The sequence below is a fragment of the Marinobacterium litorale DSM 23545 genome (assembly GCF_000428985.1).
Lineage (GTDB): Bacteria > Pseudomonadota > Gammaproteobacteria > Pseudomonadales > Balneatricaceae > Marinobacterium_D > Marinobacterium_D litorale.
In genome coordinates this window covers 61913-84360 of the sequence record NZ_AUAZ01000021.1, presented here as the reverse complement: position 1 = coordinate 84360, position 22448 = coordinate 61913, and the positions used below count along the sequence as shown (strand labels likewise).

24 protein-coding genes and 1 rRNA gene are annotated in these 22448 nt (G+C 56.3%); 1 reads left to right on the top strand and 24 read right to left on the bottom strand.

Annotated features, from left to right (window positions below; genetic code table 11):
• The 18 genes from G403_RS0115270 to G403_RS0115185 all read right to left on the bottom strand — a co-directional run.
• Positions 1-215, bottom strand: a 16S ribosomal RNA gene (locus G403_RS0115270); the annotation flags it as partial.
• A 396-nt stretch (positions 216-611) separates the two neighbouring features.
• Positions 612-2045 (bottom strand): ribosome biogenesis GTPase Der, encoded by a 1434-nt coding sequence (der, locus tag G403_RS0115265; RefSeq protein WP_027854755.1) that lies wholly within the window; start codon positions 2043-2045, stop codon positions 612-614.
• 76 nt (positions 2046-2121) lie between these two features.
• Entirely contained in the window at positions 2122-3270 is a 1149-nt protein-coding gene (bamB, locus tag G403_RS0115260; protein WP_027854754.1) for an outer membrane protein assembly factor BamB, read from the bottom strand.
• Positions 3267-3926: a YfgM family protein gene (locus tag G403_RS0115255; protein ID WP_027854753.1), complete on the bottom strand. Its 660-nt coding sequence runs from the start codon at positions 3924-3926 to the stop codon at positions 3267-3269. The genes bamB and G403_RS0115255 overlap by 4 nt, the downstream gene beginning before the upstream one ends.
• Before the next feature lie 8 nt (positions 3927-3934).
• Positions 3935-5194, bottom strand: coding sequence for a histidine--tRNA ligase (gene hisS / locus G403_RS23550; protein WP_211232695.1), 1260 nt, complete (start codon positions 5192-5194; stop codon positions 3935-3937).
• A gap of 68 nt (positions 5195-5262) precedes the next feature.
• The gene (locus tag G403_RS0115245) at positions 5263-6258 is read right to left on the bottom strand and encodes a RodZ domain-containing protein (RefSeq protein WP_027854752.1); all 996 of its coding nucleotides are present in this window, start codon (positions 6256-6258) and stop codon (positions 5263-5265) included.
• Positions 6258-7028, bottom strand: a complete 771-nt coding sequence (gene pilW, locus G403_RS0115240; protein WP_036234046.1) for a type IV pilus biogenesis/stability protein PilW — start codon at positions 7026-7028, stop codon at positions 6258-6260. Before pilW ends, G403_RS0115245 begins: the two co-directional genes overlap by 1 nt.
• Positions 7029-7037: 9 nt before the next feature.
• Positions 7038-8174, bottom strand: coding sequence for a dual-specificity RNA methyltransferase RlmN (gene rlmN / locus G403_RS0115235; RefSeq protein WP_027854750.1), 1137 nt, complete (start codon positions 8172-8174; stop codon positions 7038-7040).
• A 53-nt stretch (positions 8175-8227) separates the two neighbouring features.
• Positions 8228-8635, bottom strand: coding sequence for a nucleoside-diphosphate kinase (gene ndk / locus G403_RS0115230; protein WP_027854749.1), 408 nt, complete (start codon positions 8633-8635; stop codon positions 8228-8230).
• 138 nt (positions 8636-8773) lie between these two features.
• Complete coding sequence (gene iscX, locus G403_RS0115225; protein ID WP_027854748.1) at positions 8774-8974, bottom strand: Fe-S cluster assembly protein IscX; 201 nt, start codon at positions 8972-8974, stop codon at positions 8774-8776.
• Positions 8975-8990: 16 nt separating this feature from the next.
• Positions 8991-9329 carry an ISC system 2Fe-2S type ferredoxin gene (fdx, locus tag G403_RS0115220; RefSeq protein ID WP_027854747.1) on the bottom strand — a complete coding sequence of 113 codons (339 nt, stop codon included), beginning with the start codon at positions 9327-9329 and terminating at the stop codon, positions 8991-8993.
• Entirely contained in the window at positions 9329-11209 is a 1881-nt protein-coding gene (hscA, locus tag G403_RS0115215) for a Fe-S protein assembly chaperone HscA (protein WP_027854746.1), read from the bottom strand. The genes fdx and hscA overlap by 1 nt, the downstream gene beginning before the upstream one ends.
• 11 nt (positions 11210-11220) lie before the next feature.
• A complete protein-coding gene (hscB, locus tag G403_RS0115210; protein WP_245578354.1) occupies positions 11221-11745 on the bottom strand; it encodes a Fe-S protein assembly co-chaperone HscB in 525 nt (174 codons plus the stop codon).
• A 29-nt stretch (positions 11746-11774) separates the two neighbouring features.
• The gene (iscA, locus tag G403_RS0115205; RefSeq protein ID WP_027854744.1) at positions 11775-12098 is read right to left on the bottom strand and encodes an iron-sulfur cluster assembly protein IscA; all 324 of its coding nucleotides are present in this window, start codon (positions 12096-12098) and stop codon (positions 11775-11777) included.
• Between the two features lie 29 nt (positions 12099-12127).
• Positions 12128-12508 carry a Fe-S cluster assembly scaffold IscU gene (gene iscU / locus G403_RS0115200; protein WP_027854743.1) on the bottom strand — a complete coding sequence of 127 codons (381 nt, stop codon included), beginning with the start codon at positions 12506-12508 and terminating at the stop codon, positions 12128-12130.
• Positions 12509-12539: 31 nt separating this feature from the next.
• The gene (locus G403_RS0115195; RefSeq protein ID WP_027854742.1) at positions 12540-13754 is read right to left on the bottom strand and encodes an IscS subfamily cysteine desulfurase; all 1215 of its coding nucleotides are present in this window, start codon (positions 13752-13754) and stop codon (positions 12540-12542) included.
• 23 nt (positions 13755-13777) lie between these two features.
• Positions 13778-14266, bottom strand: a complete 489-nt coding sequence (iscR, locus tag G403_RS0115190) for a Fe-S cluster assembly transcriptional regulator IscR (protein WP_027854741.1) — start codon at positions 14264-14266, stop codon at positions 13778-13780.
• Positions 14267-14375: 109 nt separating this feature from the next.
• Positions 14376-15131, bottom strand: coding sequence for an RNA methyltransferase (locus G403_RS0115185; RefSeq protein ID WP_027854740.1), 756 nt, complete (start codon positions 15129-15131; stop codon positions 14376-14378).
• A 157-nt stretch (positions 15132-15288) separates the two neighbouring features.
• On the opposite strand from G403_RS0115185, the gene G403_RS0115180 reads away from it, so the two are divergent.
• Positions 15289-16092 carry an inositol monophosphatase family protein gene (locus G403_RS0115180; protein WP_027854739.1) on the top strand — a complete coding sequence of 268 codons (804 nt, stop codon included), beginning with the start codon at positions 15289-15291 and terminating at the stop codon, positions 16090-16092.
• A 71-nt stretch (positions 16093-16163) separates the two neighbouring features.
• Here G403_RS0115180 and G403_RS0115175 read toward each other — a convergent pair whose 3' ends face one another.
• The 6 genes from G403_RS0115175 to hflX form a co-directional block, all read right to left on the bottom strand.
• Positions 16164-17459 carry an adenylosuccinate synthase gene (locus G403_RS0115175; RefSeq protein WP_027854738.1) on the bottom strand — a complete coding sequence of 432 codons (1296 nt, stop codon included), beginning with the start codon at positions 17457-17459 and terminating at the stop codon, positions 16164-16166.
• Between the two features lie 34 nt (positions 17460-17493).
• The gene (locus tag G403_RS0115170; RefSeq protein WP_027854737.1) at positions 17494-18669 is read right to left on the bottom strand and encodes an ATP phosphoribosyltransferase regulatory subunit; all 1176 of its coding nucleotides are present in this window, start codon (positions 18667-18669) and stop codon (positions 17494-17496) included.
• A 28-nt stretch (positions 18670-18697) separates the two neighbouring features.
• Complete coding sequence (locus G403_RS25010; protein WP_084404060.1) at positions 18698-18892, bottom strand: DUF2065 domain-containing protein; 195 nt, start codon at positions 18890-18892, stop codon at positions 18698-18700.
• A gap of 101 nt (positions 18893-18993) precedes the next feature.
• The gene (gene hflC, locus G403_RS0115160; protein ID WP_027854735.1) at positions 18994-19872 is read right to left on the bottom strand and encodes a protease modulator HflC; all 879 of its coding nucleotides are present in this window, start codon (positions 19870-19872) and stop codon (positions 18994-18996) included.
• Entirely contained in the window at positions 19872-21071 is a 1200-nt protein-coding gene (gene hflK / locus G403_RS0115155) for an FtsH protease activity modulator HflK (protein ID WP_027854734.1), read from the bottom strand. Before hflK ends, hflC begins: the two co-directional genes overlap by 1 nt.
• Positions 21072-21148: 77 nt before the next feature.
• Positions 21149-22447: a ribosome rescue GTPase HflX gene (gene hflX / locus G403_RS0115150; protein WP_027854733.1), complete on the bottom strand. Its 1299-nt coding sequence runs from the start codon at positions 22445-22447 to the stop codon at positions 21149-21151.
• Position 22448 lies beyond the last annotated feature (1 nt).

Below are 22448 nucleotides of genomic sequence, written 5' to 3'. Positions count from 1 at the left end.
GAGGTCTAAAGATCCCCCACTTTCCTCCGTAGAGCGTATGCGGTATTAATCCGGGTTTCCCCGGGCTATCCCCCACTAACAGGTAGATTCCTACGCGTTACTCACCCGTCCGCCGCTCGTCAGCGGGGTGCAAGCACCCCCTGCTACCGCTCGACTTGCATGTGTTAGGCCTGCCGCCAGCGTTCAATCTGAGCCATGATCAAACTCTTCAGTTTAAAAGTTTAATTGGAATCTAAAGAGAGGAATTATCTCTTCGTCATCCTGCTCAAGGTATAAACAACGCTAAATGAATTCACATATAGGTTGCTTGTCTTGAGATATAAGCTTTGTGTGCTTAGACCCCGACAAGCGCCCACACGAATTACCTGATCGACTTGTTAAAGAGCGTGCTGAGCGACTGCGTTACTGCTAAATCCGTCGTCTCAAGCGAGGCGCATATCTTACCGCCTCAAACTTCAGTGTCAAGCAATTTTTTTGGCTCGTTTTCGGTAACTTGGAGTTGAACTCTGGTTGCCGAACCCGTGGCTCGTTGCCGCTGAAGTGGGGGGCGTATTCTACTGAGATTCGACACCCCGTCAATAACTTTTTAAAGCTATTTTTCTAATAGCCGTTTACCGCTTTTTGGCGCGCTTTTTCTCTCGCTGTTTGAGCTCTTTGATATGCTGCTTCTGACGCTCCTTTTTAGCCTGCTGCCTCGGCGTCAATGTATTCTTCTTACCGGCAAAAGGGTTATCCCCGGTTCTGAACTCGAACCGGATGGGAGTCCCCCGCACTTTGAGATAGCGGATAAACCGGTTTTCCAGATATCGCTTGTAGGACGCCGGTAAAGCATTGGTCTGGTTACCGTGCACCACGATGATCGGCGGGTTGGAGCCCCCCTGGTGAGCGTAGCGCAGTTTGATCCTGCGATTATTGACTGTGGGCGGCTGGTGGTCCGCTACAACGTCTTCCAGCAGCTTGGTTAACTGGTTGGTCGACCATTTGGCCATTGCAAAATCGAAGGCCTCATTGATCGAACCGTAGAGATCTCCAACACCGGAGCCATGCAACGCGGAAATAAAGTGGAAGCGGGCAAAAGCCGCAAATGCGAGCCTGCGTTCCACCTGGGCTTTAACACTATCCCGTTGCTCCGGTGTCATTCCATCCCACTTATTCAGGGTTATCACCAATGCACGACCGGCATCGATGACGAACCCGAGCATATGCAAGTCTTGCTCGGTCACCCCTTCCCGCGCATCAATCACAGCCACAACCACATGGGCATCTTTGATCGCCTGAAGCGTCTTCACGATGGAAAACTTCTCCACCGCCTCCTTGATGTGCTTACGGCGCCGAACACCAGCCGTGTCGATCAGCGTGTAGGGCTGTTCATCCCGCTCATAGGGAATATATATACTGTCGCGAGTGGTACCGGCCTGGTCAAATACGACGACACGGTCCTCCCCCAGCAACCGATTTACCAACGTGGATTTGCCCACGTTAGGCCGCCCTACTACGGCGATACGAATTCCGCTTTCGGAGATATCGTCTTCGTCTTCCTCCTCGACCTCTTCCACACCCAGTTCATCCAGCGTGTAGTCGATAAGCGCGGTAACGCCGCGCCCATGGGCTGCCGCGATGGCCAGCGGATCACCCAAGCCAAGCGCAAAAAACTCACTGCGCGCAACGTCCGGATCCAGACCGTCAGTCTTGTTAACGACCAGATAGCAGGACTTTTCCTCCCGGCGCAGGTGGTTTGCGATCATCCCATCGGCCGGATTCAGGCCGGCGCGGGCATCCACCAGAAACAGAACAACGTCCGCCTCTTCAATGGCCAGCAGCGACTGCTCAGCCATCACCTTGTCGATACCTTCTTCGTCTCCGGAGATACCACCGGTATCAATCACGATGTAATCGCGGTTACCCAGCTTGCCTTCCCCGTACTTTCTATCTCGAGTCAGGCCCGGCAAGTCCGCCACCAACGCATCCCGCGATCGTGTCAATCGATTGAAAAGTGTAGATTTACCGACGTTGGGTCGACCAACCAGTGCTATCACCGGAAGCATAGTGTTCACCTGAAAACAGAGCGGCGGCGTTCCACTAGCGATGGATAACGCCGCCGCGATTTTGCATAAGTAGAAGTTAGTTTAACTTAAGGGCGCTCAAACGACCGTCGTTACCCAGCACGTAAAGCGTGTCATCGACGACCACCGGATCGCTCAGCAGCCCGGAATCACCGTAATCGTAGCGAGCCACAAAGTGCCCATCGATCTGCGACATAAAGTGCAGGAAGCCTAGATTGTCGCCAACGACCACAGTCGTACCTAAAACGGCGGGAGATGTCAGCTGCCGATAACGCAGGTCGCTCTGCTGCCAAACACTGGCACTGCTGTTTGCATCAAACGCGGCCACCTCGTCATCAGCAGAAACGGCATAGATATTACCGAATCCGGCTGCCAGGCTACGGTAACTGGAGAAATCCTGGGACCAGGTTATCTGTGCGGCATAGGGGTTCAGTGAGATTAACTGTCCCTGATAGCCGGCCACGTAAACCGATCCATTAAATACCAATGGGCGTCCATCCACATCAGCGATCCGCTCCAGCTCCGAACGCCCCTCGGAAGAGCTTACACGCTGTTCCCAAATCGGCATCCCGTTACGGTTATCGATGGCGATAATCTTACCATTGGCAAATCCGGCCAATGTTACTTGTTCTGTCAGCACTGGCGCTCCGGTTCCCCGCAAACTGAGCTGCGGTATCTGACTGTCAAAAGTCCAGAGCGACTCGCCGGTCACGCGATCGAACGCAGCAACCTGACCATTGATCACCTGCACGACCACCAGATCAGCGTTAACCTGAGGCTGAGCCACAACTTCGGATGAAACCGTATGGCGCCATAGCTCTTCACCGGAGGACGCGTCCAAGGCAATCACGAGACCAGATTCGTCAGCCACCACGAGTGTACCGAAGCCTTCACCCGCGCCGGCTGAAAGTGTGGTATCGAGATCGACTTCCCAAAGTTCATCGCCGCTCTCACGAGAGAGAGCCGTTACGACACCATCCCGCGACGCAGCGAATACACGCTCTGCACCAACCGCCGGGATAAATTGATGGAAGGCCTCTCCCGGCCCATCGCCGATCCGTGCCTGCCACAGGACTTCAACCTGCTTTTCGGCTTCAAACTCGACCAGTTCCGATGGCTGGATTTCATCACTACCACCCCAGAGACCACAGCCACCCAGAGCGACACCGGCACTTGCCAGCAGCAGGACCCGAACAAGCGACTTCATGAGCTAGCCCCCGGCACCACGTTATCGCGCTTCATTTCAAGAATAGGACGGCCTTGCTGACTGGCCGTCTCCAACGCTCTTACATAGGCTTCATGTGCCTGCGCCTTATAACCTTTTGCCACAAAAAGGTCGCCTTTCAGCTCGTTAACCAACGAGGGGAAATAGCTGTCCGTCGTTTTCGCCAGCAAAGATTCTGCCTGCTGCTGCTCCCCACGCGCCAACTGAATCCGGGCAGAACGCAGCAGCGCCAGCTGTTTGAGCTCTTCAGACGATCCATTTTCAACCACCCAATCAAGCTCCTGAAGCGCCTGTTCGAGCTCTCCCGCATCCACCGCCGCACGGGCAACAAGCAGCGCTGCCATCGACGCATAACCGGTATCGCCATGCTCTTCACGGATGGTATCGGCCAGATGCTGCGCAGTGGCACGCTGATCTTCAGCATCGGGAGACGCCTGCAAAGCCAGCATCGACTCAACCAGGTTTTGGTATCGGATCGATGCGTTGGCGGACTCCGTCTCCACCTTTTGCTGCCAGCCCTTCCAGCCGACCACCGCAGCGACCGCCACAACGATGCCTATCAGCAGGGAGCGACCATTCTCCTTCCACCAACTCTTGATCGCTTCAACCTGTTCTTCTTCCGTACGCAATTCCGCCACAGCGTCACCTACTCCTGGTTTTCTTTAAAGATCTCGAGCAGCTCCTGCGGGAGCGACTCCAGACTGACCTGTTTCTGCTCAGATGACAGCCGCAGTTGCTTGACTGAAATCACGCCCTGCGCCAATTCGTCCTCACCGAGAATCAGCGCGACCAGAGCGCCACTGCGATCTGCCTTTTTCATCTGGCTCTTAAAGCTTCCGCCGCCACAGTGAAGCTGGATTCGAAGGCCGGTTGCCTGCCTTAACGCTTCCACTCGGCCGAACATCTCATCAAACGCGCCGTCGCCCATTGCCATGGCATAGACGTCCACCTGCCGATGCACTTCCGCCGGGACTGCATCGAGCGTTTCGAGCAGCAGGATCAGACGCTCAACACCCATCGCGAAACCAACCGCCGGCGTCGCGCGACCACCCAGCTGCTCAACCAGGCCATCGTAACGGCCGCCCGCACACACCGTACCCTGAGAACCGAGCTCATCGGTAATCCACTCAAAGACGGTTTTTCCGTAGTAATCCAAGCCCCGCACCAGCCGCGCATTGACCTCATAGCCGATACCCGCCTGATCGAGCAATGCTTTAAGACGATCAAAGTGCTCGCGGGATTCGTCATCGATATAATCGTGAAAGTGGGGCGCACTATCCAGCAAGTCCTGTGTCGACGGCTCCTTGCTATCGAGAATCCTTAAAGGATTAGTGTCCAGCCGACGCAGGCTATCGCTATCAAGCTGATCCCTGTGTTCACTCAGATAGGCCACCAGATCATCACGAAAGCGAGCCCGGGCCTGCGCGCTGCCCAACGTGTTCAAGTGCAGGGTTACCGATTTATCAACCCCAAGCTGTTCCCAGAGGCGCGCCGTCATAACGATCAGTTCAGCATCGATGTCGGGGCCCTGCATACCGAAGGTTTCCACGCCAATCTGGTGAAACTGTCGATAACGACCTTTCTGTGGCCGCTCATGCCGGAACATCGGCCCCATGTACCAGAGGCGCTGAACCTGATTAAACGTCAGTCCATGTTCCTCGCAAGCACGCACACAACTGGCCGTACCCTCGGGCCGAAGCGTCAGACTGTCACCGTTACGGTCTTCGAAGGTGTACATCTCCTTTTCAACGATATCGGTGACTTCGCCGATAGAGCGCTTGAAAAGGTCCGTTTGTTCCACGATAGGCATCCGAATCTCGGCGTACCCGTAGCTTCCCAGTACTTGCTTAACCCGGTTCTCTAGAAACTGCCAGACCGGTGTCTGGTCGGGCAGTATATCGTTCATACCTCTGATGGCTTTAATTCGCGCCAAGACTCTACTTCCTGTTTACCGATAAAATCATGGATGCCCGCTCAGGGCAGCGTTAGGCGGGCCACATTCTTATTGCTTACGGCTTGAATATCAACCGGCTCACCGCCATAGGCGATGCGCGATACAGCGTTAGCCCGACCAATAACAATCGAAAGCGGCTCGTCGCCTGCCAGGGTCAGGTCACTACCTGCACTGGCAATCCCGTTATAGAGCGACTGGCCACTCGCATCGCTCACGCTAAGCCAGCTTTCATCGCTCAGTACCAAATGCAGCTGTGCCGGTACAGTGGCAGGCACTACTGCGTCCGCCTCAGGCGCGGCTCCATCAGAGTCAGACACCCCGTCCTGCCCTAAAACCTCAGTAAGAGGTTCTGCCGGCAACACCTCACCGACAGCTTCAGTACCCTCTGTGTTTTCGCCAGCCGCTGCATCATCAGTAGCAGGATCCGCCGGCTCAGACAGCATAGGCAGATCAGTCGAATCAATAATCTCTTCCTGATTCAAAGCCGGGTCCGCGACCGATTCCGCTTCCGGCATTTCAACCGGCGGCAGTACCAGCGTATTGCCATCGGCGGTATCCACAGTAACCGGCGCATCAGGCTCGGGGGCAACCACGGCATCGATGGAGTATTGCGTCTGCCACCACCAGACCACCGTCCCCAAAATCAACAGTACGAAAACAAAGGATCCAAATCGCATCAGCGAGCGACTCTGTTTCGCCGGGCTGGTCGAGACGGTTCCAACCACTTTCACCGCCGAAGCGATATCCCGAATCCCGCTGACATGATCGTATACAGCCACATAACGATCAGGATCCAACTTCAGCCGTTTGGCATACGCACGGATGTACCCTCGCGCAAAGACAGGACCGCCGAGCGCTTTCAGATCACCCTGCTCGATCGCCTCCAGATACTTGCGCTGCAGCCTCAACTCGCGGGTCAACTGTTCATAACCCAGGCCCAGGTCACTACGTGCCCGAGCGAAATCACCACCGGGAAACGAATCGATCTGATCAGACGAAACTGTGTCGGTACTCACTACCTGGACTCCTCGTACAACCGGTATTCTTCGGACTCAGGGTACATATTCTTGAGCAGTAACGCATAGGTTGCTGCCTGCCCAGCGCGGCCTTCATAGCGGGCCACACGCACCCCGACCCAGAGACTGAGTGCAAAGTGGTCGACCCGTTTTTCCTCCACGAGTTCACGAAAACGCTCAAACAGAATTGCCGCCTGGACAGGCTGGTTTTTAATCAATTGAATATCGGCAAGCTCAATCAGTGCTACAGGCCGCTGCCGTGACAGCGTCAATGCACGGTTAAAGGCATGCTCTGCCGCATCAAGCCGCTCCAGCCGACGATAGCAGCGGCCCAAATTCTCGAACGCCTGTGCACGCTGCTGATAAAAGGGATCTTCAGTGGCGCGCGAGAGTTGATGACAGGCCTCCTGGTAGCGCTCCTCACCGAACAGGAAAGCCCCGAAATTATTGCGGATCATCGCTGACTGGGAATCAGCATCAACGGCTTTGCGGAAATACTGCTCGGCCAGTTCGGGCTCATTTTCCGACTGAAAGACAAGCGCGAGACCATTAAACGCCGGCGCGTAGTCGCTATCAATCTCCAGCGCTCTTAACAGTGGCCCCTTGGCCGTGGACGTATCACCGGCGCGCAGATACTGCAATCCGAGACTGGTGTAGGACTCCAGCGCCTCTTGAGATGTGCGTCCCCCGGTAACCTGCGTAGACTGTGAGGAACATGCTGACAGACCTACGGCTGCCGCCAACACCAGTGCAACACCGGCTCTACGCATCGATCCCCCTTAGAGTGGCTGAGTCTTCCCCTGAATAGGCTCCTCTTGTACCACAGGGATATACTTTTGGCTACGGCGAGTACGATCCATCACCTGACCGACCAACTGGCCACATGCCGCATCAACATCATCGCCGCGGGTACGCCGCACAGTTGTGAGAATATTCGCGTTAAGCATCACCTGCTTAAAGGCGGCAATTGCCTCTTCGCCGGGACGTTCGTATCCGGAGTTAGGGAAGGGGTTGAACGGAATCAGATTGAGCTTACAGGGTAAGCGCCGCAATACCTTAACCAGCTGCCTCGCATGTTCCGGCTGGTCATTTACGCCAGCAATCAACGTGTATTCTACCGTCACGACACGCTTGTCGCTGAGCCCCTTGAGATAGCGATTGCAGGAGGCGATCAGTTCATCGATCGGGTAGCGCTGGTTAATCGGCACCAGTTGATCACGTAGTGCATCATTGGGTGCATGCAGCGAGATCGCCAGGGAGACATCACTGACTTCGCGCAGCTTATCCAACGCCGGCACCACACCGGATGTGCTCAGCGTCACGCGACGCTTGGACAGCCCATAGGCGTTATCGTCCATCATCAGCTCGGTGGCGTCGACCACGTTATCGAAGTTCATCAGCGGCTCACCCATGCCCATAAACACCACATTCGTCACGCGGCGTTCGCCGGACGGATCAAATGGGCCGTAGGAGCGGATCGCCACACGGAGCTGACCAATGATTTCAGCTGTACTGAGGTTACGGTTAAACCCCTGTTTACCGGTAGAACAGAAGCTGCAGTCCAGCGAACAGCCAACCTGTGACGAAACGCAGAGCGTCTTGCGATCACCATCGGGGATCAGGACCATCTCGATGGCGGTCCCGCCATCCATGCGGATTACCCACTTGCGTGTACCGTCCTTGGAAAACTTTTCCACCAGAATTTCAGGCTCTCGGATCTCGGCAACTTCAGCCAGCCTGGCGCGTAACGCCTTGCTGATATTGGTCATCTCGTCGAAGCTGCTGGCACCGAACTGGTGTATCCACTTCAGAACCTGAGTGGCGCGAAAGCGTTTTTCGCCCAGCTCCTCAAAGAAGGCCTCCAGCTTGGACGGAGAAAGGCCCAGCAGGTTGATCTTAGATGGGGAGTCTGACATGGGAAGTACTCGCTTGAGGGTGTTAGGGCCGCCGGCCGGCGGCCCCGGAAAGATCAGTTACCGAAGAAGTAAGCGATCTCACGTTCTGCAGAAGCTGCGGAATCGGAACCGTGTACAGCGTTGGCATCGATCGATTCGGCGAAATCACGACGGATCGTACCTTCAGCCGCTTCCTTCGGATTAGTGGCGCCCATCAGTTCGCGGTTCTGAGCGATCGCGTTGTCGCCTTCGAGAACCTGGACAACAACCGGACCGGACGTCATGAACGCAACCAGATCAGCAAAGAAAGGACGCTCTTTGTGCTCGGCGTAGAAACCTTCCGCTTCGGTTTTGCTCAGCGTTTTCATCTGCATTTCGACGACCTTCAGGCCCGCCTTTTCGAAGCGGGTCAGAATTTCACCGATAACATTTTTGGCAACGGCATCCGGCTTGATGATAGAAAGTGTACGTTCAGTAGCCATGGTAGAAATCTTATCCCATCGTTTGTAGGGTGGAAAATAATAAGGCGCAACATTATACGTGAGCGCAGCAAAACTTAATAGTCGCTCAATAATAAAAGGCCCGGAGATCCCGGGCGCATTCAAAGCGAGCGTTTGCGGCTAATCCTTCTCGTCTATCCAGGCCATCTGGATCGCTTCCAGTATTTTCTCACCGCAATGTGACGGATCATCTTCAAATTCATCGAGATCCATCACTTTCTGATACAGATCCGGGAAGCTGATCGTCATCGGATCCACATCCGGATACTTCTCGTCCAGCTCGATGGCTATATCGAGCACATCCACCCATTTGAAACCCATCGCTACGCTCCAACCATCAGTGTTGCTCGGAAACCTGATTAATCGTGTACTTGGGAATCTCGACGACCAAGTCATCTTCCGCGACCACGGCCTGACAGCTCAGACGAGACTCCGGTTCCAACCCCCACGCCTTGTCGAGCATATCGTCTTCCAGCTCATCCGACTCTTCCAACGACTCGAAACCTTCCCGGACAATCACGTGACAGGTGGTACACGCGCAGGATTTCTCACAGGCGTGTTCAATCTCAATCCCGTTTTGCAGTGCGGCATCGCAGATTGTGACGCCTGGATCCACCTCGATCACCTTCCCCTCGGGGCACAGCTCATTATGGGGCAGAAAAATTAACTGCGGCATCACTCTGACTCCTTATCCAATTCATCGATGCGGTGACCCTGAAGTGCTCGCTGGATCCCTTTATCCATCCGCCGCGCCGCGAAGCTATCACTGAGTTTAGCTAAAGCCTCGACACCCGCTTCAATCGCAGCCGCATCGGCGCCGCGAGCCAACTCTCTCAGATAGGCCATTTCATGCTCCAACTCGGCGCGCTCGGCGTTCTCAAGCAGTTCTCCATCCTGAGCGATGGCCGCTTCAAGTGCGGAAACCAGGCGCTCCGCTTCCACCTGCTGCTCGCGCAATGCCCGGGCAACGAGATCCTCCTCCGCATGACTGAATGAATCCTTCAACATGCTGGTGATTTCATCATCGCTAAGACCGTAGGAAGGCTTCACCTGAATACTGCTCTCGACACCGGTTGAGAGCTCCTGCGCAGCAACGCTTAGCAGACCATCCGCATCCACCTGAAAGGTTACGCGAATCTTGGCGGCGCCTGCTGCCATCGGAGGAATACCACGCAGAACGAAACGCGCCAGCGAACGACAGTCGGACACCAGTTCACGCTCACCTTGAACCACATGGATAGCCATCGCAGTCTGACCATCCTGGTAAGTGGTAAACTCCTGCGCACGGCCCACAGGGATCGCCGTGTTACGGTGGATAACTTTCTCAACCAACCCACCCATGGTTTCAAGACCGAGTGATAGCGGAATGACGTCAAGCAGCAGCAGGTCACTATCCGGCTTGTTCCCGGCCAGAACATCCGCCTGAATCGCGGCACCAATCGCAACCACCCGATCCGGGTCGATATCGATATGGGGCTCGCGGCCAAAGAGCTCGCCGACGCGCGTACGCACCAAAGGCACTCGGGTAGAGCCGCCAACCATCACGACATCGCGCACTTCATCGGTATCGACACCCGCGTCGCGCAGAGCTCGACGGCAGGCGCGCAAGGTCTTCTTGACCAGTGGTTCCACCACAGCATCAAACTGATCCCGACTCACCGTCACCGAAACGCTCTGGCCGGCCACTTCGAGATCCACCTGAACAGAAGTCTGATCAGTCAGCTGCTCTTTGACAGAACGCGCCAGCGTCGTCAGGTAGCGCGCTTGCTGTGCATCCGGAGTTAATTCAATCCCCGACTGCTCAAGCATCCAGCGCGCCAACGCATAATCCAGGTCATCGCCACCCAGCGCGCTATCACCACCGGTAGCCAGCACCTCGAACACACCTTTGTTCAAACGCAGCACAGATATATCGAAGGTACCACCACCCAGATCATAGACCGCGATGACCCCTTCTTCACCCTCATCCAGGCCATAGGCCACCGCTGCTGCCGTTGGCTCATTAAGCAGGCGCAAAACTTTCAATCCAGCCAGTCGCGCGGCATCCTTGGTCGCCTGACGCTGGGCATCATCGAAATAGGCGGGTACCGTAATGACCGCGCCGGTCAATTCGCCATCAAGACTGGTTTCGGCACGCTGACGCAGCGTTCGAAGGATCTCTGCCGATACCTGAACAGGGCTGCGCGGCCCTGCCGCCGTCTCGATATAGGGCATACCGCCATCACCCGGCACGAAATGGTAAGGCAGCTCATCACCAAAGGAGAGCACATCCTCGACACCCCGCCCCATCAGGCGTTTGACGGAAATAATCGTGTTGTAGGGGTCTTCAGCAGCCCGGACGAGAGCATCGCCACCGACCTCCGGAGCCGACTCCCGACCGTAATGCACAACGGATGGCAACAGGTGACGCCCCTGCTCATCGGGCAATGTCTGCGCCTCCCCGCTGCGAACAGTGGCGGCCAATGAGTTGGTGGTTCCAAGATCGATCCCGACCGCGAGCTTGCGCTCATGGGGCGCTGCGCTCTGACCGGGTTCAGCAATTTGCAAAAGGGCCATACACCTTCCGTTCAGTAATCAGCCAGACGATCTTCAGCCGCTTCTATTTCGCTTATCAGCTTGGTCATGAACTGCATTTTGCGAACAACCGCTTCCGCGGCATCTAGATCGGACTGGGCATAAAGGGAGACAAATTCATGCTGGAGTGTGCGCATCGACGCCTGCGCCTGTTCGGCAAGCGCATCCAGCTCAGCATCCGGGTCGCTGGCATCGCCAACTTCAGCGAGCCGTTCACGCAACTCCATCTGCTCCATCAGAAACATGGGATCAAGCTGGCCAGAGGATTCACCATGGGTGTCACGACCGGCCAGAAGAAGAAGATATTGAGCCCGGCGCAAGGGTGATTTAAGTGTCGCCAGAGCCTCGTTGAGGTGAGCGGTATACTGTACCGCCATACGGCGTTCTCGGTCAGATCGGTGAGCAAAACGATCCGGATGCCACTCTTTCTGCAGAGCCCGATAACGCTCGCTCAGCAATGCCAGATCAACATCGTAGCCTGGCTCCAGGCCGAGCAGCTCAAAATAGTTGCGGCTCATATCCATAGCAGCCTGCTCTCCGATTCGACTCAGACGTTAAAGCTTTCGCCGCACCCACACTCACTGCGCACGTTGGGGTTGTTGAACTTGAACCCTTCATTGAGCCCCTCCTTGACGAAATCCAGCTCGGTTCCATCCAGGTAAACCAGGCTCTTGGGGTCGATCGCGACGCGTACGCCATCAAATTCGAAAATCTGATCGTCATCCTCAACCGCGTCGATAAACTCAAGCACGTAAGCCATACCGGAGCAACCCGAGGTACGCACACCGACACGAATACCGGCACCCTGCCCCCGTTTTTCCAGATAACGAGCCACGTGATTGACTGCAGCTTCGGTCATACTGATCGCCATACTATCCTCGCCTAGGCTCTGGCGCCCCCTCAGGAGCGCTTCTTACGATAATCCTCGATCGCGGCCTTGATCGCATCTTCAGCCAGCACCGAGCAGTGGATCTTGACCGGCGGCAACGCCAGTTCTTCGGCGATCTGCGAATTTTTCAATTCGGACGCCTGATCCAGCGTCATCCCTTTGACCCACTCGGTAATCAGGGAGCTTGACGCGATAGCAGAACCGCAGCCGTAGGTCTTGAATTTAGCGTCTTCAATAACACCTTCATCGCTGACTCGGATTTGCAGACGCATCACGTCGCCGCACGCCGGCGCGCCGACCATACCGGTACCCACATGATCGTCTTTATCATCCATTTTGCCGACATTACGCGGGTTTTCGTAATGATCAATAACCTGTTCGCTGTAAGCCATAATGACCTCCAAGAGCTTTTTACAGCCCGCTTTAGTGGTGAGCCCACTCAACTGTATTTAAATCGATGCCGTCTTTGTACATATCCCACAGCGGTGACAACTCACGCAGCTTGTCCACCGCCTCCCGGATCTGCCCGGTGGCGTAATCCACTTCCTCATCGGTGGTAAAGCGACCAAACGAGAAGCGGATAGAACTGTGGGCGAGCTCATCATTGAGCCCCAGCGCCCGCAGCACGTAGGACGGCTCAAGGCTTGCGGACGTGCATGCAGAACCCGACGAAACAGCCAGATCCTTGAGTGACATCAGCAGCGACTCACCTTCGACGAATGCGAAGCTGACGTTAAGGTTACCCGAGACGCGCTGCTCCATAGAGCCGTTCACGTGCACCTCTTCCATATCCTTGATGCCGTTCCAGAAACGCTCACGCAGCGCTTGCAGATGCTTGGATTCTGAAACCATCTCTTCAGCGCAGATCCGCGCGGCTTCACCCATACCCACAATCTGGTGAGTCGGCAGCGTACCGGAGCGCATACCGCGCTCGTGACCGCCACCATGCATCTGAGCTTCAAGACGCACTCGCGGCTTACGGCGCACGTACAACGCGCCAATGCCTTTCGGGCCGTACATTTTGTGGCCGGAGATAGACAGCAGATCCACTTTCATGGCACTCATATCGAGCGGCAGTTTACCCACGCTCTGCGCCGCATCAACATGCAGCAAAACGCCGTGACTGCGCGTCAGCTCACCGATCGCCGCAATATCGGTAATGGTGCCGATTTCGTTATTCACGTGCATCAGGGAAACGAGAATCGTATCGTCTCGCAGTGCATCCGCCACCATCTGCGGGGTAATAATGCCGTCGCTACCCGGCGTCAGGTAGGTCACTTCAAACCCTTCACGCTCCAGCTGACGACAGGTATCCAAGACCGCCTTATGCTCAATCTTGGAGGTAATGATGTGCTTGCCTTTCTTGTTGTAGAAATGCGCCACACCTTTGATCGCCAGGTTGTCGGACTCGGTCGCACCGGAGGTCCAGACAATCTCACGGGGGTCAGCCCCGAGCAGATCAGCCACCTGGCGACGGGCCGTTTCTACCGCTTCCTCAGCCTTCCAGCCAAACTGGTGCGAGCGGGAAGCCGGGTTGCCGAAGATGCCATCCGGCGTCAGACAAGCCATCATCTTCTCTGCCACACGCGGATCAACCGGCGTCGTTGCGGAATAGTCGAGATAGATCGGCAATTTCATTTCACTCTCCAAAACAGTTCGCTTCAGGAAGCCGAAGCAACGCTACTGGCAATCAATTGTTCAGGATGCGCCCGACCGCGCTGTTCCTGACGCTCAGCGACCTCTTGTACGTCGTGGCGATAAACCAGATCGGCCAAGCTGATACTGCTGAGAAAACGGTGAATCTGATCGCTCAAGTCACACCAGAGATGATGGGTCAAACAAACCTCACCGCCATTGCAACTACCGGTGTTATTGCAACCCGTGGCGTCAACCGATTCATTGACCGCGTCGATCACCTCAGCCACGTTAATCTGTCCACGTTCACGCTTGAGCTGGTAACCACCACCAGGCCCGCGCACACTGTGCACCAGATCGTTACGGCGCAGCTTGGCAAAAAGTTGCTCCAGATAGGACAGAGAGATCCCCTGACGCTCGGAAATATCCGCCAGGCTGATCGGCCCTTTGCCCTCGTGCAACGCCAGATCCAGCATTGCCGTAACCGCGTAACGGCCTTTAGTTGTCAGTCGCATAGTTATCCTCACTACTCATGATGAGTCTGGGTGAATTATGCAAAAACCAAGGTTTTTAGTCAACTATTAATTCCGACAAATAAGGTCGGAATTAAGGCCCAGGCGATACCTAGCGCTCATCGCTTCGCGACTTGGCAACCATAGACCGGTTAACAGATTTCAGAATCCCCCGCAGCACGTTCACTTCAACCTTATCGGGGACCGCACGTAAAAACAGACGACGTAGACGCGGCATCAATTGACGCGGATTGTCCGGATCCAGAAAGTCGATATCGATCAGCGTCTGCTCGAGATGCGCAAACATACGCTCCAACTCTGCATGATCGGCCAATTCGATATCCCAGTCAGTTCCCCATTGCGGCCTATTCGAACGCTCGGACGACAACGCTTCCATACGAAGCTCATAACAGACCACCTGAACCGCCGCCGCTATATTTAAGGAACTGAAGCCTTCAACTGAAGGGATATGGACGTGATGATGGCATGCATGCAGCTCATCGTTGGTCAGGCCGCGATCTTCGCGTCCGAACAGGATCGCCACCCGGGACTGACCCGCCACCGGTGCAGCAATCGCTGCCAGCTCTCGCGGGTCAATGACTGGCCAGGGAATATGCCGCCCACGCGCACTGGTACCCACGACAAGCTGGCAATCATCCAGCGCGTCCTCAAGGTACCCGACTACGCGCGCATTATCCAGGATATCGGTAGCGCCAGAGGCGCGTGCCGTCGCCGCCTCATCAGGGAAAACCTTAGGTTCAACCAGCACCAGATCACTCAAGCCCATATTTTTCATGGCGCGCGCCACGGCACCGATATTACCGGGGTGAGTGGTATTCACTAAAACGATGCGGATATGATCAAGCATAAGGCGACGCCCGAAAAAAATGGGCGCTAATAGTAGCAGAATTTATGCAGGTTTATCGAGAAAGGCGCGCACCAAGGTGCGTTAAAGGTTCTTCACAACCGTCTACTAAGCTACAATGCGGGTTTGATTTTCCACGAACGACTGGATCCCATTACCGATGCAACCAATGGTCAATATCGCGCTGCGGGCTGCGCGCCTCGCTGCCGAGCAGATCGCCCGCGCCACCGAACGCCTGGATTTGATCAAGTCCGAACAGGCCAGTGTCGCCACCTACATCAACGACCTGTGCCATCAGGCCGAGCGCACCTTCGCACACAACCTGCAGAAAGCCTACCCGCACCACACGGTCACCGGGGATTACAGCGGTCGCTACGAGGCCAGCGGCGAGGGCCCGACGCCCTGTGACTGGCAGATCACGCCCATCGACAGCCTGGCCAATTTCTCCAATGCCCTGCCCGCTTTTGCGCTGACGCTGGTCGGCCGGGTTAAAGGCAAGGTCACGCACGCGCTGATTCTTAACCCTATCACCGGCGAGGAGTTCACTGCTTCCCGCGGAGAAGGTGCACAACTCAATGGCAAACGCCTGCGCGTCAGCGGCCTTAAAGGACTGGAAGGCGCTCTAGTCGCCACCGGCTTTCTGGGACGCAGCAGCGACCGCTCCGGACTGGATAACCAGCTCTCCATGATGCGTGAACTGGTAAGCTCAGGTGCCACCCCGTTCAATACCGGATCCGTGTCATTAAACCTGGCTTACACCGCTGCCGGCCGCGTAGACGGATTCTTTCAGCTGGGCCTGAACGATACCGAACAGGACGCGGGACTCTTAATGCTGCAGGAGGCGGGCGGCCTCGTGGGCGACACCAGCGGCGGCAGTAACCATCGCGAAAGTGGCAAACTGGTGGCCGGCAACCCGAAGATGTTCAAAGCCCTGCTCAAGGCGATGCATCCGGCAATCAGCTAACCCGGCGCCCGCGCACGGCATAAAAAAACCGCACTTCAAAGTGCGGTTTTTTTTGTTTCACGCCCTACCCATCACTCCTGGAACGGATCACGCAGGACGATGGTTTCCACGCGATCCGGCCCTGTGGAGATAATATCGATTGGCGTTTCAACCAGCGTTTCCAGACGCTTGATATAAGCACGCGCATTTTCCGGCAGTTCATCCAGGGCCTTCACCCCCACGGTAGACTCACTCCAGCCCGGCACCTCTTCGTAGACCGGAATAATGGCATCGTAATCTTCGCTACCGCTGAGTGACGTGACGGCGTTACCCTGACCATCCTGATAACCGATACAGATATTGATCTGATCCAGTCCATCCAGGACATCCAACTTGGTCAGACACAGACCGGACACGGAGTTGATCTGGATGGCGTGCTTGAGCGCCACCGCATCAAACCAACCACAACGGCGCGCACGCCCTGTGGTCGCCCCGAATTCATGACCACGTTCAGCCAGACGCGCACCGATATCACAGTTCAACTCGGTCGGGAAAGGTCCTCCGCCCACACGCGTCGTGTACGCCTTGGTAATCCCCAACACGTAATCCAGGTAGAGCGGGCCGAAACCGCTACCGGTGGAGGTGCCACCCGCCGTCGTGTTGGAGGAGGTCACATAGGGATAAGTGCCGTGATCGATATCGAGCAACGAACCCTGCGCCCCTTCAAACATGATGCTCGCACCCTGCTTGCGCAGCTGGTGCAGACGCGCAGTCACATCAGTCATCATCGGGACCAGTGTTTTAGCCATCTCCAGACAGTGCGCCAGAAGCTCATCCACATCGATCGGCTCGACCTTGTAGTAATGCTCGAGCATATAGTTGTGGTATTCCATCACTTCACGCAGCTTGGCCTCAAACCGCTGAGGATCGGCCAGATCACCGAGGCGAAGCCCACGACGGGCCACTTTATCTTCGTAGGCCGGTCCGATGCCGCGACCAGTGGTGCCGATCTTGGATTCACCGCGCGCTTTCTCCCGCGCCTGATCCAGCGCCACGTGATAAGACAGGATCAGCGGGCACGCGGGACTCAGACGCAGACGATCCTCCACCGGGACGCCGCTGGCCTCCAGCTCGGCAATCTCCTTGAGCAGCGCATCCGGAGACAGCACCACGCCGTTACCGATCAGACACTCCACATTTTTGCGCAGAATACCTGACGGAATCAGGTGGAGGACGGTTTTCTGACCATCAATTACCAGCGTATGACCGGCGTTATGACCACCCTGAAACCGCACGACCGCGGCCACCTGCTCGGTCAGCAGATCGACGATCTTGCCTTTGCCTTCATCACCCCACTGGGTACCCAGAACAACGACGTTTCTACCCATTACTGTCTCTAAAGCTCTTGTTTAAAAAGGAAATCTAGCGAGTCTCTACGACCCAGCTCCCATCCCGCTGGATCAACTGACGGTCACAGTTAACCGGGACATCCGCCCCATCCAGCGCTTGCACGACCCGTTCTCCCTGCTCACGCAGATCGCTTACGGCCTGCAGCAGCGCGTCATCTTCCCCTGCCGGCGCCAACACAACGCGCGTTTCCGCCTCAGGCATATCACCTGCGGTTTCCAGCAACGTTTTCAGGTCCGCACTAAACCCTGTCGCCGGGCGGGCCCGGCCAAAGTCACGTCCAATCTCATCATATCGCCCACCCTTGGCAAGCGCCTGACCAAACTGGGGTGTGTAGGCTGCAAACACAATACCCGTATGGTAGTGGTAACCACGCAGCTCACCCAAGTCAAAGTAGAGATTCACCTGCGGATAACGACTACGCACCCGCCGGGCAACCCTATTCAGATAATCCAGCGCCTGCGTAATGGCAGAATGCTCTACAAACAGCTCACGGGCACGCACGATGACCGACTCATCACCATTCAGCCGCGGCAGCGCCAACAGCTGCTCGCATACACGCGCTTCAAGATCCAGCCCGGCAACAAACTCGGCAATCTCGGGCAGCGCCTTACGCTGCAGCATATCCAGGAAACGATCCTGATCGGTATCATTCAGACCCGCGGTACGCATCAACTCACTGAAAACACCGATATGCCCCAGATCCAGCGTAATCTGGCCCTGCACCCCAACGACAGACAGCGTCTCCAGCATCAGGGAGATCACTTCCACATCGCTATCGGCACCGGCATGACCATAGAGTTCAGCGCCCAGTTGCAGCGGATTACGGGACGCCAGCATATGACTGGGACGCGTATGTAACACGGAGCCGCAATAGCACAGGCGACTGGGACCTTCAGTACGCAGGCGATGCGCATCGATCCGCGCCACCTGCGGCGTCATATCGGCGCGAACACCCAGCATATGGCCACTGACCTGATCGGTCAGCTTGAAGGTTTTCATCGCCAGATCCTGGCCCACACCGGTCAACAGAGACTCAAGATGCTCAGCCAGCGGCGGCATTACCAGCTCATAGCCCCAACGATCGTAGAGATCGACGACCTGTCGGCGCATCATTTCCACATGACGCGCTCGCGGCGGCAACATCTCTTTCATCCCATCCGGCAGCAACCAGCGATCTGCCAACGTCATGCATGACTCCCGTACGCTTAACTCGAATTCAGTGAACAAGGTAGAGCAAACCAACCCCAAAGAGCATCGATACCAGCCCCGTCATTCGAAGGGTTCTATCGTCTACCTGAGCAAGACGGTTTACCAGAGCCCGCCAACGGCCGGGATAAAGGAATGGAATGATCCCCTCAAGTACCAGCATCAGACAGAACCCGATCAACAGCTCCCGCCAGAGTTCGGTCATTGCCCACCTCAAACCACAAAAAAACCGGGCGTACACCCGGTTTGATAAATATTACCACGAAACCGGGGCCCGAGGGCACCCGGTTTATCAGCTCAAACACCTCAATCCAAAGGCGGCTGCGCATCATCAAGATAGCGGAAGAAATCGCTATCCGGCTTCAGCAACATAACGTCACCGCCACCGCTGAACGTATCGCGGTAAGCCTGAAGGCTTCTATTAAATGCGAAGAATTCCGGATCACGCTGATAGGCCTCCGCGTAAACTCGAGCGGCCTCCGCATCACCTTCACCGCGAACCTCTTCAGACTCCCGATACGCCTCGGCCAGGATAACCGTGCGCTGACGGTCTGCATCAGCCCGGATACCTTCCGCGAGTTCTCTGCCTCGTGCTCGCAGCTCACGTGCCAGACGCTGACGCTCGGTGCGCATACGATCATACACTGAGGAAGAAACCTCCGTGGGCAGATCGATACGTTTCACGCGCACATCGATAATTTCGATACCGAACTGCTCATCCGCTTGACGGCTCAGATCACGAATAACCGCATCCATCACCTCTTCACGCTCGCCCGACACAACTTCGGTTACCGTGCGCTCACCGAACTGGTTACGCAGCTTTTCCTCGATGTTGTTGGACAGACGTTCAGAAGCCCGGAACATATCCCCCGAGATAGAGGTGTAGTATTTGGCCGGATCGGCAATACGCCACTTGACGAACGAATCGACAATCAGACGTTTCTTCTCCAGCGTCAGGAACGACTGCGGGCGCGCATCCAGTGTCTGCACACGAGCATCGAAAACTCGCACGGTATGCACGAACGGGATCTTCACGTGCAGCCCCGGTGCAACGTCAGGGTTGACGATTTCACCGAAACGCAGCTGAACCGCGCGCTCAGTCTCTTTAACAATATACAGTGATTTGGAACCAACCAGGACCACCACCAGTACGGCGATCAAGGCGTAAAGTGACTTGGCGTTCATCAGCGGCCCTCCCGAGTTGTTGTGGTTGAACCCTGGCGCTGACGAATCTGGTTCATCACCTCATCGGTAATCTGACGCAGGCTGGCGTCATCCAGCCGCACCGACCGACCCGCACTGTCACGCACCTCGGACTGCTTATCCATCAGTTTATCAAGGGGCAGATACATCATGTTATTGCCGCCTTCCACATCAACCAGCACCTTGGGTGTTTTACCCAGCACTTCCTGCATGGTTTCCAAGTACAGTCGCTGACGGGTAACGTCTGGTGCCTTCTCGTACTCGTTGAGCAGCGCCGAGAAACGGCGGGCCTGACCGGTTGCCCGGGCAACCACCTCTTCACGATAGGCGTTAGCTTCCTCGATGATCCGCTGAGCATTACCACGCGCCTCGGGAACCACTCCGTTGGCGTAGGTCTGAGCTTCATTAATGACACGCTGCTCATCCTCACGGGCCTTGATCACGTCATCGAACGCTTCCTGCACCTGACTCGGCGCCTGGGCGTTCTTGATGTTGATCTTGGTGATGTTGATACCGGTACCGTAGAACTCCATGTAACGCTGTAAGCGCTCCTGCACCTGCAGACCCAGGGTTTCACGACCTTCCGTCAGAATAGCGTGCAGACCGGTGGTACCCACCACATGGCGCAGCGCTGACTCAGCCGCGTGGGCCAGACTTTCCTCGGGCGAGCGCACGTTCAGGGTGAACGCTTTCGGGTCAGTCGCAACGTACTGTACCGTCAGGTCCACGTAAACGATGTTTTCGTCTTCGGTCAACATCTGGGAATCGTGACTATGGGTCCGCACAACTTCCGTGTTGACCAACGTCACTTCGTCGATCAGCGGCGGATTCCACTGCAGACCAGGCTGTACCGTCTCTTGGAATTTACCCAAACGAAGCACAACACCTCGCTCCGGCTGATCCACGGTATAAAACCCCATCCCGGCCCAGAACAGCGCAGCCAGTACGATCAGCACGATAACAAAGCCGAAGCCTCCGCTACCGCCGCTGCTGCCACCACTGGAGCCTCCACGGCGCTTACCACCGCCGAACAGGGCATTCATTCGATCCTGCAGCTTGCGCAGCGCCTCGTCTAGATCGGGCGGACCCTGATCCGGTCCTCGCTTGCCGCGGTCATCCTTTCCGCCACCGCTCCAGGGGTCATGGTTGTTGCCATTACCGCCAGGCTCATTCCAGGCCATAGAGTTCTCCGTTAGTGAAACGCTTGAAATTTATCGAAATTCTAGGGGGCTGCTTGCGGGGGCGCAACCTCGCCGTATCAGTGGACCGGCTCCGGCAGATAACGTTCCGCCGGAATCTGCAATCGACTGAGCAGCTGCCGAATATCCCGCATAGGCATCCTCACCTCCAGACTTATACGCCCCTGATCATCAACCCGTTCAGTGACTACGCCACCCTGCGCATAGAGCTGCGCCCGCAACTGGCCCTGACTCGGATCCAGACACAGCGTATCGTGGAACATATCACCGCTGAGCCGCTGGCGAATCGCATCCATCAACAGATCCACACCTTCGCCGTTCTGAGCAGAAAGCCAGACCCGCTGGGGGGCACCCTCTTCGTCACAATCGATCCGCGGCGATTGACCCGCCAGCATGTCGATTTTGTTATACACCTGCAGTGACGGCACCTCTTCCGCACCGATTTCGCGCAGCACGGCATGCACCTGCTCGATATGGTCCTGACGCTCCTCATCGTAACAGTCGATGACGTGCACCAACAGGCTGGCCTCCACAGTCTCCTGCAAGGTCGCACGGAACGACTCTACCAGCTTGTGCGGCAGGTGTTTGATAAATCCCACCGTATCCGCCAGGATCGCCGGCCCCACATCATCCAGCTCGACACGGCGAAGCGTAGGGTCCAGTGTCGCAAACAGCTGGTCCGCGGCATATACACCCGAGTCGGTAACCCGATTGAACAACGTCGACTTACCCGCGTTGGTGTAGCCGACCAAAGCAACGGTTGGCACCTCGGCACGCCGACGGGAGCGCCGCCCCTGCTCACGCTGGGTACGAACTTTTTCCAGACGTTTCTGGATCGACTTGATACGCGCCCGCAGCAGACGCCGGTCGGTTTCCAGCTGGGTTTCACCCGGACCACGCAGGCCGATACCGCCCTTCTGGCGCTCAAGGTGAGTCCAGCCGCGAACCAGGCGAGTGGACATGTGCTCCAACTGCGCCAATTCGACCTGTAACTTACCTTCGTGGGTACGGGCACGCTGCGCAAAGATATCCAGGATCAAGCCGGTGCGATCAAGTACCCGACATTGAATCTCCCGTTCCAGATTGCGCTCCTGGGCCGGGCTCAGGGCATGGTTAAAGATCACGAGCTCCGCTTCGTGCTGTCGCACCAGCGCCCGCAATTCATCGACCTTGCCTGCTCCTAGGAAAAATTTGGGACTGGGATCGGCACGCGACCCGGTCAAAAACTCAACCGGATCAGCGCCTGCGGAGAGCGCCAGCTCTTCCAGTTCCCTCGGATCTTCACTGTCCGCGTCGGAGGACAGCTCGATATGGACGAGGATCGCTCTCTCGCCCGATTGGGGACGTTCGAAAAACAAT

Bases quoted from the DNA above. Each gene is read 5' to 3' on its own strand.
- der (WP_027854755.1), bottom strand. From the start codon at position 2,045: ATGCTTCCGGTGATAGCACTGGTTGGTCGACCCAACGTCGGTAAATCT.
- bamB (WP_027854754.1), bottom strand. From the start codon at position 3,270: ATGAAGTCGCTTGTTCGGGTCCTGCTGCTGGCAAGTGCCGGTGTCGCT.
- hisS (WP_211232695.1), bottom strand. From the start codon at position 5,194: ATGAACGATATACTGCCCGACCAGACACCGGTCTGGCAGTTTCTAGAG.
- pilW (WP_036234046.1), bottom strand. From the start codon at position 7,028: ATGCGTAGAGCCGGTGTTGCACTGGTGTTGGCGGCAGCCGTAGGTCTG.
- rlmN (WP_027854750.1), bottom strand. From the start codon at position 8,174: ATGTCAGACTCCCCATCTAAGATCAACCTGCTGGGCCTTTCTCCGTCC.
- ndk (WP_027854749.1), bottom strand. From the start codon at position 8,635: ATGGCTACTGAACGTACACTTTCTATCATCAAGCCGGATGCCGTTGCC.
- iscX (WP_027854748.1), bottom strand. From the start codon at position 8,974: ATGGGTTTCAAATGGGTGGATGTGCTCGATATAGCCATCGAGCTGGAC.
- fdx (WP_027854747.1), bottom strand. From the start codon at position 9,329: ATGCCGCAGTTAATTTTTCTGCCCCATAATGAGCTGTGCCCCGAGGGG.
- hscA (WP_027854746.1), bottom strand. From the start codon at position 11,209: ATGGCCCTTTTGCAAATTGCTGAACCCGGTCAGAGCGCAGCGCCCCAT.
- hscB (WP_245578354.1), bottom strand. From the start codon at position 11,745: ATGAGCCGCAACTATTTTGAGCTGCTCGGCCTGGAGCCAGGCTACGAT.
- iscA (WP_027854744.1), bottom strand. From the start codon at position 12,098: ATGGCGATCAGTATGACCGAAGCTGCAGTCAATCACGTGGCTCGTTAT.
- iscU (WP_027854743.1), bottom strand. From the start codon at position 12,508: ATGGCTTACAGCGAACAGGTTATTGATCATTACGAAAACCCGCGTAAT.
- G403_RS0115195 (WP_027854742.1), bottom strand. From the start codon at position 13,754: ATGAAATTGCCGATCTATCTCGACTATTCCGCAACGACGCCGGTTGAT.
- iscR (WP_027854741.1), bottom strand. From the start codon at position 14,266: ATGCGACTGACAACTAAAGGCCGTTACGCGGTTACGGCAATGCTGGAT.
- G403_RS0115185 (WP_027854740.1), bottom strand. From the start codon at position 15,131: ATGCTTGATCATATCCGCATCGTTTTAGTGAATACCACTCACCCCGGT.
- G403_RS0115180 (WP_027854739.1), top strand. From the start codon at position 15,289: ATGCAACCAATGGTCAATATCGCGCTGCGGGCTGCGCGCCTCGCTGCC.
- G403_RS0115175 (WP_027854738.1), bottom strand. From the start codon at position 17,459: ATGGGTAGAAACGTCGTTGTTCTGGGTACCCAGTGGGGTGATGAAGGC.
- G403_RS0115170 (WP_027854737.1), bottom strand. From the start codon at position 18,669: ATGACGTTGGCAGATCGCTGGTTGCTGCCGGATGGGATGAAAGAGATG.
- G403_RS25010 (WP_084404060.1), bottom strand. From the start codon at position 18,892: ATGACCGAACTCTGGCGGGAGCTGTTGATCGGGTTCTGTCTGATGCTG.
- hflC (WP_027854735.1), bottom strand. From the start codon at position 19,872: ATGAACGCCAAGTCACTTTACGCCTTGATCGCCGTACTGGTGGTGGTC.
- hflK (WP_027854734.1), bottom strand. From the start codon at position 21,071: ATGGCCTGGAATGAGCCTGGCGGTAATGGCAACAACCATGACCCCTGG.